11 protein-coding genes are annotated in these 14458 nt (G+C 69.7%); 7 read left to right on the plus strand and 4 right to left on the minus strand.

Translation table 11 applies throughout. The annotated features are described in order from the left end of the window. Positions 1 to 73 precede the first annotated feature (73 nt). On the plus strand, positions 74 to 649 hold the full coding sequence (locus AC1D15_RS00190; protein ID WP_047503692.1) for a hypothetical protein: 576 nt from the start codon (positions 74 to 76) through the stop codon (positions 647 to 649). A gap of 82 nt (positions 650 to 731) precedes the next feature. Here AC1D15_RS00190 and AC1D15_RS00195 read toward each other — a convergent pair whose 3' ends face one another. Together AC1D15_RS00195 and recG are read right to left on the minus strand one after the other, a co-directional pair. After that, on the minus strand, positions 732 to 1943 hold the full coding sequence (locus tag AC1D15_RS00195; protein ID WP_477824454.1) for a Yip1 family protein: 1212 nt from the start codon (positions 1941 to 1943) through the stop codon (positions 732 to 734). Positions 1944 to 2045: 102 nt separating this feature from the next. Next, the gene (gene recG / locus AC1D15_RS00200) at positions 2046 to 4130 is read right to left on the minus strand and encodes an ATP-dependent DNA helicase RecG (RefSeq protein ID WP_477824455.1); all 2085 of its coding nucleotides are present in this window, start codon (positions 4128 to 4130) and stop codon (positions 2046 to 2048) included. A gap of 81 nt (positions 4131 to 4211) precedes the next feature. Here recG and queA point away from each other — a divergent pair, with 81 nt between their 5' ends. From queA to AC1D15_RS00220, 4 genes are all read left to right on the plus strand, one after another. Next, entirely contained in the window at positions 4212 to 5321 is a 1110-nt protein-coding gene (gene queA, locus AC1D15_RS00205) for a tRNA preQ1(34) S-adenosylmethionine ribosyltransferase-isomerase QueA (protein WP_477824456.1), read from the plus strand. Next, entirely contained in the window at positions 5308 to 6468 is a 1161-nt protein-coding gene (gene tgt / locus AC1D15_RS00210; protein WP_477824457.1) for a tRNA guanosine(34) transglycosylase Tgt, read from the plus strand. Before queA ends, tgt begins: the two co-directional genes overlap by 14 nt. A gap of 177 nt (positions 6469 to 6645) precedes the next feature. Continuing rightward, entirely contained in the window at positions 6646 to 8967 is a 2322-nt protein-coding gene (locus tag AC1D15_RS00215) for a putative bifunctional diguanylate cyclase/phosphodiesterase (protein ID WP_477824458.1), read from the plus strand. Positions 8968 to 8984: 17 nt separating this feature from the next. Then, a complete protein-coding gene (locus AC1D15_RS00220; protein WP_477824459.1) occupies positions 8985 to 10580 on the plus strand; it encodes a GMC family oxidoreductase in 1596 nt (531 codons plus the stop codon). A 6-nt stretch (positions 10581 to 10586) separates the two neighbouring features. Here AC1D15_RS00220 and AC1D15_RS00225 read toward each other — a convergent pair whose 3' ends face one another. Then, the gene (locus AC1D15_RS00225; protein ID WP_477824460.1) at positions 10587 to 11771 is read right to left on the minus strand and encodes a class I SAM-dependent methyltransferase; all 1185 of its coding nucleotides are present in this window, start codon (positions 11769 to 11771) and stop codon (positions 10587 to 10589) included. 58 nt (positions 11772 to 11829) lie between these two features. Between AC1D15_RS00225 and AC1D15_RS00230 the strand changes: the two genes are divergently transcribed. Then, positions 11830 to 12825 carry a threonine ammonia-lyase gene (locus AC1D15_RS00230; RefSeq protein WP_477824461.1) on the plus strand — a complete coding sequence of 332 codons (996 nt, stop codon included), beginning with the start codon at positions 11830 to 11832 and terminating at the stop codon, positions 12823 to 12825. Between the two features lie 10 nt (positions 12826 to 12835). Then, entirely contained in the window at positions 12836 to 13168 is a 333-nt protein-coding gene (locus AC1D15_RS00235) for a hypothetical protein (RefSeq protein ID WP_047503712.1), read from the plus strand. A gap of 350 nt (positions 13169 to 13518) precedes the next feature. Here the strand turns inward: AC1D15_RS00235 and AC1D15_RS00240 are convergent, their stop codons facing one another. Beyond that, entirely contained in the window at positions 13519 to 14256 is a 738-nt protein-coding gene (locus AC1D15_RS00240) for an NAD-dependent epimerase/dehydratase family protein (protein ID WP_047503715.1), read from the minus strand. Between the last annotated feature and the right edge of the window lie 202 nt (positions 14257 to 14458).

Consider the following 14458-nt stretch of genomic DNA (forward strand, 5'->3'; position numbering starts at 1 on the left):
TAGCGCTTGCGACAGATGAACCGGCGGCGGATTCTCCGGCCCGCGGCATCCGCCGCGCACTGGAAGACCCCGAATGAGCAAGCCCCCTTCACGTGTCCTGAGCGTCGCTTCGCTGCTGGCCGTGGCCTCGCTGTCAGCCGCCCTCAGCGCCTGCTACGTGGTGCCGATCGACCCGCGCACCGGCCAGGGCTATCCGATCCAGCGGGCCGACGGCCGCGGCGACGGCACGGCACCACCGGCCAGCGTCACCGTCGTGACGCCGCCCGCCCCCGCGGCACCGCCCGCGCCCACCGTGCTGAACGCACGCCTCTACCCGCTGAACACGCAGGCCAACAAGGGCGGCCTGCTGACGGCCGTCGTCGTCGACAACAACACTGGCCGCGGCAGCTTCACGCTGTCCTACCTGGGCGACACGATGCAGGGCGAGAGCACCCGCGTCGATGCCAGCTACGCCGCCTTCGGACGCATCTACAACGAGGTGCTGGGGCTGAACCAGCGCAGCTTCAGCGGGCGCCGCGGCATCGCGAACGCCTATGGCGGCAAGGGCGTCAACGCCCAGTGCGAGTACCTGATCACCGGCCCGGGCATCGGAACCGGCGCCTGCCAGTTCTCCGACGGCGCCCGCTACCAGATCCACTTCGGTACATGACGGCCCCTCGGTCGACGGGTACGTCGACCGATCCCCCGTGGGGATGCGGGCCGGCTTGGGGCGGCCCGGCGCTCGGCCCGCGTCAGGACTTCGTCGGCCGCTTGATGGCTTCGAGCTTGTCGAGCCCGACGGCCTCGAGCGATTTCTTCAGCGCCGCCAGGTCCACCTGCCGCCCCTTGGCCTCGACGATCACGCCATTGGTCAGCAGCACCGTCACCTCGCCCTGGCTGCCGTCCTTGCGGTACTCCTCGCGCACGGTGCGCTCGCCCTGCTTGTAGACCTTCTCGACCTGCTCGGCCGTCTCCTTGTCCATCGTCATGCCGGACCAGGCGGCCAGTGCCGCGAGGCCGGCGGTGCCGCCCAGGTCGGTGATGGTCAGCTGCAGGTGCCTGTCGCCGGCGGTGTACGCCGCCTTGGCCATCGAGCTGGCGATGCCGATCGCCTGGCCGCCCTGCGATTCGATCGATTCGCGCTTCAGGTCGCCCAGCGCCTCGGGCAGCGCGGCCTTCAGGTCCGCAGGCGCGATCGGCTGGCCGTTGCCGCCGGTCAGCGCGCCCATCATCTCGCCCATCGCCTTGCCGGTGGCGGCCGGGTCGCCCGACTTCTGCGCCTCTTCCATGCGCTTGCCGGCCTCTTCCAATTTCTTCGAGAGGTCATCCATCTTCGCGGTGTCGACCCTGACCTCGCCACCCGGCGTCTTGATCGTCACCGCGCTGCCGTGCGAGCCGGCCCAACCGCCCCACGAGCCCACGCGCATCGGCCCACCCATCGCCGTCAGCGCGCCCAGCACGATGTAGATCACGATGGCGCAGACGATCACCACCGCTGTGTAGGCACCGGCCTTGTCCTGCGGGCACTTCATCAGCACCGGCAGGCCGAGGTAGATCAGGTAGATGCCGTACAGCGACGCGAGGATGCCCAGGATCCACAGCCCCGGCACCAGGTGGAACACGCCGCCGACCCAGCCGGCGGTGCTCGCATACGCCACCAGCTTCAGCGCGCTGACCTGTCCCTTGGTGCCGCCGAAGCTGGGCGCGAGCGCATCGACGATCAGCGTCAGCACGAAGACGTTCACGAGCGCCAGCACGTAGCCCAGCACCAGCGTCGACAGCCCCCAGAACCCGAGGCCGACATAGAAGACCATGCCGAGGAACGCCGCGACCGGCGGGATCGCCGCCAGGATCAACACGTAGCCCTTGTAGATCGAGGCCTGTGTCGCCGGCTCGGCATCGATCACCGGCCAGGTCTGCTTCGGCTTCAGCAGGATGTCTTGAACACGCTGGATCAGGTTCATGGGCAGGCCCTCCGCGGTTGATGGTGCCGCCGGGATGCTATCCCGCGCCTCCCACCGTGAGGGCTCGAGAAACTAGGGGGATGCCCGCGCAGTCGCGGGTGTTCACGCCTTCAGGTACTCCGCCTTGCCGCCCAGCCAGCGCGCCACGTGCTGCTCGGCAATGCGCGGGTGCTGCGCCAGCAGCGTCGTCGCGACGGCGCGCGCGCGGTGCACCAGCGCCTCGTCGAGCGCGAGGTCGGCGAAGCGCAGCAGCGGCGCGCCCGATTGCCGCGCACCGAGGAACTCGCCCGGCCCGCGGATCTCCAGGTCGCGCCGCGCGATCTCGAAGCCGTCGTTGGTCTCGGCCATCGCGCGCAGCCGGTCCTTGCCGGTGGGCGACAGCGGCGCCGTGTAGACCAGCACGCACACGCTCGCGACCGAGCCGCGCCCGACCCGCCCGCGCAGCTGGTGCAGCTGGCTGAGCCCGAAGCGCTCCGCATGCTCGATCACCATCAGCGAGGCGTTCGGCACGTCGACGCCGACCTCGATCACCGTCGTGCTGACCAGCACCTTCATCTCGCCCGCGGTGAACAGCGCCATCACCGCCGCCTTCTCCGCCGCCGGCATGCGGCCATGCAGCAGGCCGACCATCTCGTCGGGCAATGCCTCGCACAGCTGCTGGTGCGTGGCGGTCGCGTTCTGCAGGTCCAGCGTCTCCGATTCCTCGATCAGCGGACACACCCAGTACACCTGCCGGCCGCGCGCCACCTCGTCGGCGATCGTCAGGATGACGTTGCCGCGCCGCGCATCGCTGAAGACCTTGGTGACGATCGGCGTGCGCCCGGGCGGCAGCTCGTCGATGGTGCTCACGTCGAGGTCGGCGAACACCGTCATCGCGAGCGTGCGCGGGATCGGTGTCGCGCTCATCATCAGCAGGTGCGGCTCCAGTGCGCCCTGCTGCAGCTTGGCGCGCAGCGCGAGCCGCTGCGCGACGCCGAAGCGGTGCTGCTCGTCGATGATCGCGAGGCCCAGGCGCGCGAACTCGACCTCGCCCTGGATCACCGCATGCGTGCCGACCACCAGCCCCGCCTCGCCCGAGGCCACCCGTGCCAGCATCTCGCGCCGTGCCTTGCCCTTGCGGCTGCCGGTCAGCCAGGCCACCTGCACGCCCAGCGGCTCGAGCCAGCCGACGAGCTTGCGGAAATGCTGCTCGGCGAGGATCTCGGTGGGCGCCATCAGCGCGCACTGCCAGCCCTCGTTCATCGCGATCGCGGCCGACAGCGCGGCCACCACCGTCTTGCCCGAACCGACGTCGCCCTGCAGCAACCGGTGCATCGGCACCGGGCGCTGCAGGTCGAGCGCGATCTCCTCGACGACGCGGCGCTGCGCCAGCGTCAGCGAGAACGGCAGCGCCGCGAGCAGCCGCTCCTGCAGGCCGCCTGCGCGCACCGTGAAGGCCGGCGCCTGCTGCAGCGCCCGCTCCTGCTTGGCCTGCAGCTGCGACAGCTGCTGCGCGAGCAGCTCCTCGAACTTCAGCCGCTGCCAGGCCGGATGGCTGTGGTCTTCCAGCGTCGCGAGGCTCACGTCGGGCGCCGGGTGGTGCAGGAAGCGCAGCGCCTCGCGCAGGCTCATCAGCCCGCTCGGCAGCAGCGCCGCCGGCACGATCTCCGACAGGTCGGCGCGTTGCAGGCCCGAGGCCACCGCCTTGCGCAGATAGGCCTGCGGCAGCGTCGCGCTGGTCGGGTAGACCGGCGTCAGCGCCTGCGCAAGCGGCGTGTCGTCGTCGACGCCCTTGAAGTTCGGGTGCACCATCTCGCGCCCGAAGAAGCCGCCACGCGCCTCGCCGCGCACGCGCACGCGCTTGCCGACGCCGAGCGTCTTCTGGTGATTCGGGTAGAAGTTCAGGAACCGCAGCCAGAGTTCCTCGGTGCCGTCGTCGATCTTCACGACCAGCTGGCGGCGCGGGCGGAACTGGATCTCGCACTCGCGCACGATGCCTTCGACCTGCGCGTTGTCGCCGTCGCGCAGCGCGGCGATCGGCGTGATGCGGGTCTCGTCCTCGTAGCGCAGCGGCAGGTGCAGCGCGAGGTCGATGTCGCGCACCAGGCCCAGCTTCTCCATCGCCTTCTGCGGCGCGGATTTCTCGCGTGCGGGTTCCGGAGCGGGAGCAGGAGATTCCAGGGGAGACGAGGCGGCGCGACCGGGCATGCGCGGATTCTGCCGCGTCAACCGTCCATGAAAGAATCCGTCCCCTGCAGATCTTCGCCAGGCCGGTCCAGCCTGCATGCCATGTCGTCCGATTCGTCCTCCTCCTCCCCGCGCCTCTTCACGCGTCCTTTCACACTCAGCGACTTCGATTTCGCCTTGCCGCCCGAATTGATCGCGCAGCACCCGGCCGCCGAACGCAGCGCGTCGCGGCTGCTGGACGGGCGCGGTGCCGCGCCCGTCGACCGCATCTTCCGCGAGCTGCCGGCGCTGCTGCAGCCGGGCGATTTGCTCGTCTTCAACGACACGCGCGTCATCAAGGCCCGGCTGTACGGCGCCAAGGCCAGCGGCGGCGCGGTCGAGGCGCTGGTCGAGCGGCTGCTGCCGGGCAACGAGCTGTTGATGCACCTGCGCGCCAGCAAGTCGCCGAAGCCGGGCCAGACGGTGCGCTTCGCCGATGCCTTCGATGCCGAGGTGCTGGGCCGCGGCGGGCCGGACGGCAGCCTGTTCCGCCTGCGCTTCCCGTCCGATCCGCTGGCGCTGCTGGATCAGCACGGCCACGTGCCGCTGCCGCCGTACATCACGCATGGCGACGAGGCCGATGACGAGCGGCGCTACCAGACCGTGTTCGCCGCGCGGCCGGGCGCCGCCGCGGCACCGACCGCCGCGCTGCATTTCGACGAAGGCGTGCTGGCGGCGCTGCGCGAGCGCGGTGTCGGCAGCGCGAGTGTCACGCTGCACGTCGGCGCCGGCACCTTCCAGCCGGTGCGCAGCGAGAACATCGCCGAGCACACGATGCACAGCGAGTGGTTCGAGGTGCCGCAGGCCACGGTCGACGCGATCGCGCGCACGCAGGCGGCCGGCGGCCGCGTGGTGTCGGTCGGCACGACCACGCTGCGCGCGCTGGAATCGGCCGCGCGCGGCGGCACGCTGCAGGCCGGCAGCCGCGACACCGACATCTTCATCACGCCCGGCTTCACGTTCCTCGTCGTCGACGTGCTGGTCACCAACTTCCACCTGCCGAAGAGCACGCTGCTGATGCTGGTCAGCGCGTTCGCCGGGTACGAGCACGTGATGGCGCTGTACCGGCACGCGATCGCGCAGGGGTATCGGTTCTTCAGCTATGGGGATGCGATGCTGCTGGAGCGCTCGAGCCCTTCCATTGCCGGACAATCCCCCCATGCTCCAGTTTGACCTCCTCAAGACCGAAGGCCATGCGCGCCGCGGCCGCCTGACGCTGAACCACGGCGTCGTCGAAACCCCGATCTTCATGCCGGTGGGCACCTACGGCACCGTCAAGGGCGTGATGCCAGCCTCGCTCGAGGCGATGGGCGCGCAGATCATCCTCGGCAACACCTTCCACCTGTGGCTGCGCCCCGGCGTCGACATCCTGCGCCAGTTCGGCGGGCTGCACCGCTTCGAGGGCTGGACCAAGCCCATCCTCACCGACAGCGGCGGCTTCCAGGTCTGGTCGCTCGGCGAGATGCGCAAGATCAGCGAGGAAGGCGTGCGCTTCGCCTCGCCCGTCAACGGCGACAAGCTGTTCCTGACGCCCGAGACCAGCATGCAGATCCAGCACGCGCTGAACAGCGACATCGTGATGCAGTTCGACGAGTGCACGCCGTACGAGAGCAAGGGCCACATCACGACCGAACGCGAAGCCCGCACGTCGATGGAGCTCAGCCTGCGCTGGGCGCGCCGCTGCCTGGCCGAGTTCCAGCGCAACGAGAACCCGAACGCGCTGTTCGGCATCGTGCAGGGCGGCATGTTCGAGAACCTGCGCGAGGAATCGCTCGCGTCGCTGGTCGAGCTCGACCTGCCCGGCTACGCGATCGGCGGCGTCAGCGTCGGCGAGCCCAAGGCCGAGATGCAGCGCATCATGGCCCACACGCCGCACCGACTGCCGGCCCACAAGCCGCGCTACCTGATGGGCGTGGGCACGCCGGAAGACCTGGTCGAGGGCGTCGCCGCCGGCGTCGACATGTTCGACTGCGTGATGCCCACCCGCAACGCGCGCAACGGCCACCTGTTCACCCGCTTCGGCGACCTGCGCCTGCGCAATGCCCGCTACCGCACCGACGAGCGCCCGATCGACGAGACCTGCAGCTGCCACACCTGCCAGGGCTTCAGCCGCGCCTACCTGCACCACCTCGACCGCTGCGGCGAGATGCTCGGGCCGATGCTCACCACCATCCACAACCTGCACTACTACCTGAACCTGATGCGCGAGGTGCGCGAGGCGCTCGATGCCGGCCGCTTCGCCGACTTCGCGCGGCAGTTCGCCATCGATCGCGCGCGTGGCTTCGGTCCGGCGCAACCCGCACAGGCCCCGCCCGGCTGAGCCGGCTCCACCCATCGCGCAGCGCCACGCCGATGATCGCCCTCGCCACTGGATGCACGGGTTTCCACCAGGGTCGGCTACCCTGCCGTGAAGTCGTTCACGCTCGCCGCCGTCGCGTGCACACCCGCGACGGGCACACTCGACAGCTTTGCCAGACAGCCTCCCCAGCCCGACCCGATGCTCCGCCGATTGATCTCGACGGGTGAGCGCCTGTGGGCGTCCATGTACGCCTTCCTGCAGTTGCCAGGCCGCCCGTCCCAGGACACCGACAGCCGCGTTCAGCTGAGCGCGCTGCGCATCGTCCTGCTCAGCGGGATCACGCTCGAGGCGGCCATCTCGCTGCACAGCTCGTGGCTCGGGCTGCAGCGCGGCGTCTACTACATCCTCGTCATCGTCATCGCGTTCTACCTGGCGCTGCTGGCCGCGATCCGCTGGTCGACGCAGCACCAGCGGCTGGCCAGCAACGGCCTGATCGTCATCGTCTACGCCGCCGGCCTGGTGATCGCCACCTGCGTGCGCATTCCCGAGGTGCAGCGTCTCGGCTACGTGTTCTGCTACTCGGCGCCGCTGCTGGCCGGCCTGCTGCGCGGCTACCGGCTCGCGCTCGCGCTGATGGCGCTGAACCTGGTGCCGTTCGGCCTGGCGGCCTCGGGCTACGTGATGCCCAACGTGTTCGGGATCGACGTCACGCTCAACACCTCGCCGCTGTACATCCACGGCCTGCTCTTCACCTTCTTCAACTTCTGCCTGCCGCTCGCGGTGTTCCGCATCCTGAGCGCGGTCAAGCACTCGCAGCAGCATGCGAAGCGCATGCAGGACCTGTACGAGGACCTGTTCGAGAACCAGGGCACCGCCGTCGTCGTGTGCCGCGACGACGGCCGCGTGCGGCGCGGCAACCGGCTGTTCGCGCAGCTCGCCGGCAGCGTGATCGACGACCAGCCGCTGTCCCGCTGGCTGCGTTCGACCGCCCCGGAGGGTAGCGCTGTCCCGAGTTTCGACGCCGGCACCGAGTGGCTGGCCGGCGAGGGCCGCACGCAGCGCCGGGTGGTGGTGCGCAGCCGCTTCGCCTGCGGCGACCGCCATTTCGCGGTCAGCTTGCAGGACGTGACCGAACTGCGCGAGCTGCAGCGCAACCTGGTGCGCAGCCAGGCCGAGGCCGAGTACCTGGCGTCGCACGACGTCGTCACCGGCCTGCCGCGCCCCGAGGGCATGGCGCAGTGGCTCGATCGCCAACGCGCCACGCTGCAGGCCGGCATGGTGATCCCGGTGGTGTCGTGCGGGCTGGGCTCGCTGCGCCAGGTCAATGCGCGCTTCGGCATGGCGCAGGGCAACCAATTCATCGTCGCGTTCGCGAACGCGCTGCGCGAGGCCGGCGGCAAGGACAGCTACATCGCCCGCACCCGCGGCTCGATGCTGACCATCGCGCTGCCGCCGCTGCCGGCGGTGCAGGCCACGATGGCGGTGACGCGGCTGCGCCGGGCGCTGCCGCACCAGCTGCAGGTCGGCAGCGGCCATGTGCTGGTCGAGCTCGCGCTCGGTGCCGCGCTGTTCCCGATCGACAGCGCACAGGCCGCCGAGGTGATGCACCGCAGCGGCGTCGCGATGGAGCTGTCGCGCGAGGGCAGCGCCACCGCCGAGGAGATCGGCACGCCGATCAGCGAGCGCGCGGTGAGCCGGCGCATCGCGATCGAATCGGCGCTCGAGCAGGCCATCGACGACCGCGAGCTGCATGTCGTCTACCAGCCGCAGGTGCGCTCGAACGGCCAGCTGCTGGGTTTCGAGGCGCTGGTGCGCTGGAACAGCCCGGCGCTGGGCGCGGTGTCGCCGGCCGAGTTCGTGCCGGTGGCCGAGCAGATGGGCTGCGTGTCGCGCATCACCGACTACATCCTCGACGAGGTGTGCCGGCAGCTCGCGCTGTGGATGGCGGCCGGCGCGCAGGCGCCGCGCGTCGCGGTGAACCTGTCGGCGCGCGACCTCGACCGCGACAACCTGTTCGAGACGGTGCTGGCCGCGGTCGGCCGCTACGACGTGCCGGTCGGCGCGCTCGACCTGGAGGTCACCGAGACCTTCCTCGCCGAGCGGCCCGAGCGGGCGCTCGCGCAGCTGAAGCTGCTGCGCGAATGGTCGTTCAAGATCTCGATCGACGATTTCGGCACCGGCTACTCGTCGCTGTCCAAGCTGGCCGACCTGCCGATCGACGTGCTGAAGATCGACCGCAGCTTCCTGCTCGACCTGCCGGGCAATGCACGGCGCGAGCGCATCGTGCGCTCGATCGTCACGCTGGCCAACAACCTGCACCTGCAGGTGGTGGCCGAAGGGGTCGAGCGCGGCGCGCAGCTGCGCTTCCTGCAGATGCTGGGCGTCGACGCCTACCAGGGCTTCCTGTTCCATGCGCCGGCGCCGGCCGAGCACTGGACGCCGATGCTGCTCGGCGGCCTGCCGTCGATCGAGGACCTGATGTTGCCGGGTCCCCCGCAGTTCGGTCACAGCCTCATCTGAAGAACACGGGAGGCAGCATGACGGGAGAGGTTGATTACCTGATCGTCGGCGGCGGCTCGGCCGGCTGCGTGCTCGCGAACCGGCTCAGTGCCGATCCGTCGACCGCCGTCGCGCTGATCGAGGCCGGCGGCGAGGGCCGCGGCGCGTTGATCGAGATGCCGGTCGGCGCGGTCACGATGCTGCCGACGCGGCTCAACAACTGGGCCTTCGAGACCGTGCCGCAGCCCGGCCTGAACGGCCGCCGCGGCTACCAGCCGCGCGGCAAGGCGCTGGGCGGATCGTCGGCGATCAACGCGATGATCTACACCCGCGGCCACCGCAGCGACTACGACCACTGGGCCGCGCTCGGCAATGCGGGCTGGTCCTACGACGAGGTGCTGCCGTACTTCAGGAAGGCCGAGAACAACGAGCGCCTGCACGACGAGTTCCACGGCCGCGACGGCCCGCTGCACGTCGGCGAGCTGCGCAGCGCGAACCCGTGGCAGCAGCGCTGGCTGCAGGCGGCACGCGAAGCCGGCTTCGCGCTCAACGACGACTTCAACGGTGCGAGCCAGGACGGCATCGGCATCTACCAGGTCACGCAGCACCGCGGCGAACGCTGGAGCGCCGCGCGCGCCTACCTGCACCCGGTGATGGACGCGCGCGACAACCTGCACGTGCTGACGACGGCGCAGACCTTGCGCGTGCTGTTCGACGGCAAGCGGGCCATCGGCATCGAGATGGCACGCGGCCGCCATGTCGAGCGGCTGATGGCGCGGCGCGAGGTGATCCTGTGCGCCGGTGCGCYGCAGACGCCGCAGCTGCTGCAGGTGTCGGGCGTCGGCGACGGCGCCTTCCTGCAGCGCACCGGCATCCACCTGAAGCACCACCTGCCGGGCGTCGGCCGCAACCTGCAGGACCACATCGACTTCACGTTCGGCTACCGCGTGCCCGACACCTCGCTGTTCGGTTTCTCGCCGGCCGGCAGCATCAACGCGCTGCGCGAGTACGCACGCTATCGGCGCGAGCGCAGCGGCCTCTTGACCAGCAACTTCGCCGAGGGCGGCGGCTTCCTGCGGGTGTCGCCGGATTCGCCGGCACCGGACGTGCAGCTGCATTTCGTCGTCGCGCTGGTCGACGACCACGCGCGCAAGCTGCACCTGCGGCACGGGCTGTCATGCCATGTCTGCCTGCTGCGGCCGCGCAGCCGCGGCACGGTGCTGGTGCAAAGCGGCGACGTGCGCGACGCGCCGCTGATCGACCCGAAGTACTTCGACGATCCCGACGACCTGGAGGTGCTGGTCGAAGGCTGGAAGCTGACGCAGCGGCTGCTGCAGGCCCCGGCGATCGCGTCGCGCCTGAAGCGCGACATGTTCACGGCGGGTGTCTCGAGCGACCACGAGATCCGCGAGGTGATCCGCAACCGCGCCGACACCATCTACCACCCGAGCGGCACCTGCAGGATGGGCACCGACCCGATGGCGGTGGTCGACCCGTCGCTGCGCGTGCACGGGGTGCAAGGCTTGCGCGTGGTCGATGCCTCGGTGATGCCGACGCTGATCGGCGGCAACACGAATGCGCCGACGATCATGATTGCCGAGAAGGCGGCCGACCTGATCCTGGCCGCGGGCTGAACCCGTTCAAGCAGCGGCCAGCAGCGTCTCGAGGCAGTGTTCGCGGATGCCGTAGAAGGCCTTGATCTCGCGGATCTGCGCCAGCACCTCGTCGACCGGTCTGGGTTGCGTGCGCTTCACCGCGAGGATCATCTTGTTCTTGCTGGTGTGCTCCAGCGCCACGAACTCGAACACCTGCGTGTCGTAGCCCTGCGATTCGAGCAGCAGCGCGCGCAGGCCGTCGGTCAGCATCTCGGCCTCCTGGCCGAGGTGGATGCCGTGCTGCAGGATCGGCCGCAGCGGGTGCGGGCTCAGCAGCTGCGGGCGGATCTCCTTGTGGCAGCACGGCGAGCACATGATGATGGACGCACCGGCGCGGATGCCCATGTCGATCGCGTAGTCGGTGGCGATGTCGCAGGCGTGCAGCGCGATCATCACGTCGACCGGTTCGCGCGCATGGGTGCGCACGTCGCCGTGGCGGAACGCGAGCCCGGCCATGCCGTTGCGCTGCGCGGCGGCGTTGCACAGGCGCACCATGTCCTCGCGCAGCTCGACGCCGGTGACCTGCGCGTTCATGCCGCGCGTCGCGTGCAGGTACTCGTGCATCGCGAAGGTCAGGTAGCCCTTGCCGGCGCCGAAGTCGAGCACGCGCACGTCCTTCGCGTCGCGCAGCGGCGAGGCCTTCAGCGCGCTGTCGAGCACCTCGACGAACTTGTTGATCTGCTTCCACTTGCGCGCCATCGCCGGCACCAGCTGGTGCTGTGGCGTCGTGACGCCGAGGTCGGTCAGGAACGGGCGGGCGATGTCGACGAAGCGGTGCTTCTCGCGGTCGTGGGCACCGGCCGCGTCGTCGGCCTCGTGTTCGGCGGCCGCCACGCGCAGCGTCTGTTGCCCCTTCTTGCTGACCATCAGCTGCACGTCCTCGCTGCGGGTCATCAGGTGCAGGTGGCCGAACAGCTCGACGGCCCGTTCGCGCAGGCTCTGCAGGCCGTCGGCGAGCGGCATGTTGCGGGTCACGTCGCGCGTGCGGTAGGTGTAGACGAAGCTGAGGGTGTCGGCGTCGCGCACCTGGATGCGGCGCAGCGTGGCGCGCAGCAGGTCGGGCTCGGGCCCGCGGTACTTGGCCAGCACCAGCTTGACGAAGCTGTGCTCGTCCAGGCTGTCGGCCAGCCGCTTGAAGAATCTGTCGCCGTCGCTCGTGCTGCTCGTCATCGGCCGCATTATCCCGGGCCCTCGGCCACCGCAGCGCTTGCGCGGACAATCCATCTCCATGAACCCCGACACGCCCTTCCCCTCCCTGAATGACATCCGCGCAACCGCCGATCGCCTGGCCGGCAAGGTGCGAGAAACGCCCGCGTGGCGCTGGCAGAGCGGCGCGGTCGCGACCCGGCTCGCGCCGGTGACCGAGGTCTGGCTGAAGCTGGAGCTCTTCCAGACCACCGGCAGCTTCAAGCTGCGGGGCGCGCTGAACTGCATCGAGGCGCTGGATGCCGACGCGAAGCGGCGCGGCATCGTCGCCGCGAGCGCCGGCAACCACGCGATCGCCGTGGCGTACGCGGCGCGCATCGCCGGCACCAGCGCAACGGTCGTGATGCCGAAGCATGCGAGCCCGCTGCGCATCGCCACCTGCGAGGGTTTCGGCGCGAAGGTGGTGCTGGTCGCCAACGTGCACGAGGCCTTCGCCGGCGCGCAGGCACTGGTGGCCGACGAAGGCCGCACGATGATCCACCCGTTCGACGGCCCGCTGACCTCGCAAGGCACCGCGACGGTCGGGCTGGAATTCATGCAGCAGGTGCCGCAGCTCGACGCGGTGGTGGTGCCGGTGGGCGGTGGCGGCTTGATCTCGGGCATTGCCGCCGCCGTCAAGCAGATCAATCCGGACTGCCGCGTCTACGGCGTCGAGCCGCTGGGTGCCGACGCGATGTACCGCAGCTTCCAGGCCGGCGAGCCGGTGAAGCTGGACGCGGTCGACACGATCGCCGACAGCCTGGGCGCACCGTATGCGCTGGCGTACAGCTACGGCGTGTGCCGCCGCTTCGTCGACGAGATCGTGCGCGTGTCCGACGACGACATGTGCCGCGGCATGCACGACCTGTTCATCGACATGAAGCTGGCGGTCGAGCCGGCGCCGGCGGCCGCGGTGGCCGCGCTGTTCGGCCCGCTGAAGGACCGGCTCGACGGCCGCCGCGTCGGCCTGGTCATGTGCGGCAGCAACATCGACGCGGCCCGCCACGCCGAGCTGGTGGCGCGCGGCAAGCCGGCCTGACGGACGGGACATGCCGCGCCGGCCGAAGCATCACTACAGCGTCTACGTGGTGGAGCTGGCCGATCAGGTGTGGAACGAGCCGAGCTTCCGCAAGGCGAACCCCGACTACCAGCTGGGCAAGCCCTTCGTCTACGTCGGCATGACGGGCCTGGACCCGGATGTCAGGTTCGACAAGCACAAGGCCGGCATCCAGGCGAACCGCTTCGTCACGACCTATGGGCTGCGGTTGCTGCCGAAGCTGTACGAGGTCTACAACCCGATGCCGTACGACGGGGCGCGCGACATGGAAGTGGAGCTCGGGATTGCTCTTCGGGAGGCTGGGTTCGGGGTGTGGCAGGCTTAAAGTGACCGACAAGTATGCGAGCGTCCGCGCGTTCGTCGGTCACTTCAATCTTTTCCCCCAAACACAGACGGACGGTGGCCGCAAAGGCTCGGGTAGGCAGGGTGTGGAGCGCCAATCAGGGCGGGGCGCCGGAGCTGGCTGGTTTCATGGCCCGCGTGCGCCAGCACGCTTCGTCAACTGACTGTCGTCGACTGTTTGACCACAACGAACGAAGTGAGTGGAGGGAGTTTCGACGACGGGCCATGAAACCAGTCAGCGCAGGGGAGTCATCGCCCCCAGGGCGATGACCGCACCGACCGGCGAGCCACACCCTGCCTACCCGAGCCTTTGCTCGCGCCCAAAGACGACGGTCAACTCCGCAAACGAAACGCGGCATCCCAGCCGAGTTCGCGCCGCACCTTGTCACCCGTGATCTGCCAGCTCGGCTCGGCCACGTTGTAGATGCCCGGCGCGCCTCGGTCGACCGCCAGCAGCGCCGCATACGCCGCCGCGTCGACATGCAAGGCAGACGGCTTGCCCGCCGCCGTCTCGACCCCGGTGCCCGGCCCGTAGAAGTGGCCATAACGCAGCACCACGCCCTCGAGCCCCGGCGATTGCGTCACCAGCCGCTCCAGCGTTGCCACGGCTTCCACCGTGGTGGCCCGCGCCCCTTCGGCCTTCAGGTCCAGCGGATCGCTCTCGGCATGCGGCTCGCGCCCCGCGGCGTAGATCCAGGCGATGCTCTGCGCCACCATCCGCTTCGCACCGCTGGCAAGCGCCGCATCGACCAGGTTCTGCGTGCCCTCGGTGCGCAGCCGCGCGTTGCGCACCAGCGCCTCGTCGCGCGTCGCCGCATCGTTCAGCAGTGCGAGATCCGTCAACTGGTGCACGATCACGTCGGGCTTCAGGCGCAACACCGTCGCGCGCACCGCGGCCGCATCGAACACGTCGAGCACGATCGGCTCGGCGCCCGCGGCCATGATCGACGCTGCCTTCGCCTGGCTGCGCGTCATGCCGAACACGTTGTAGCCGCCGCCGACCAGCAGCGGAACGAGCCGGCGTCCGACGACACCCGTCGCACCGGCGAGAAGAATCTTCTGAGCAGTCATGAACTCATTCCACACCAAAGCGGTAGCCCCACCGGCAACAGGTGCTCTGCGTCGGTAGGACAATCGCAACCATGTTGAAGAACCTTGAAGCCATTTCGCAAGCAGCACCGTCGCGTGGCGACGTGTTGCTGTTCGCTGTGTAGTTCCAGGTCTTTCGCCACATCGGAAGGCCTTGCGCCTTCCGGTCCCCAAAACCCCGGTC

The organism is Rhizobacter sp. P2_H2, from assembly GCF_056403375.1.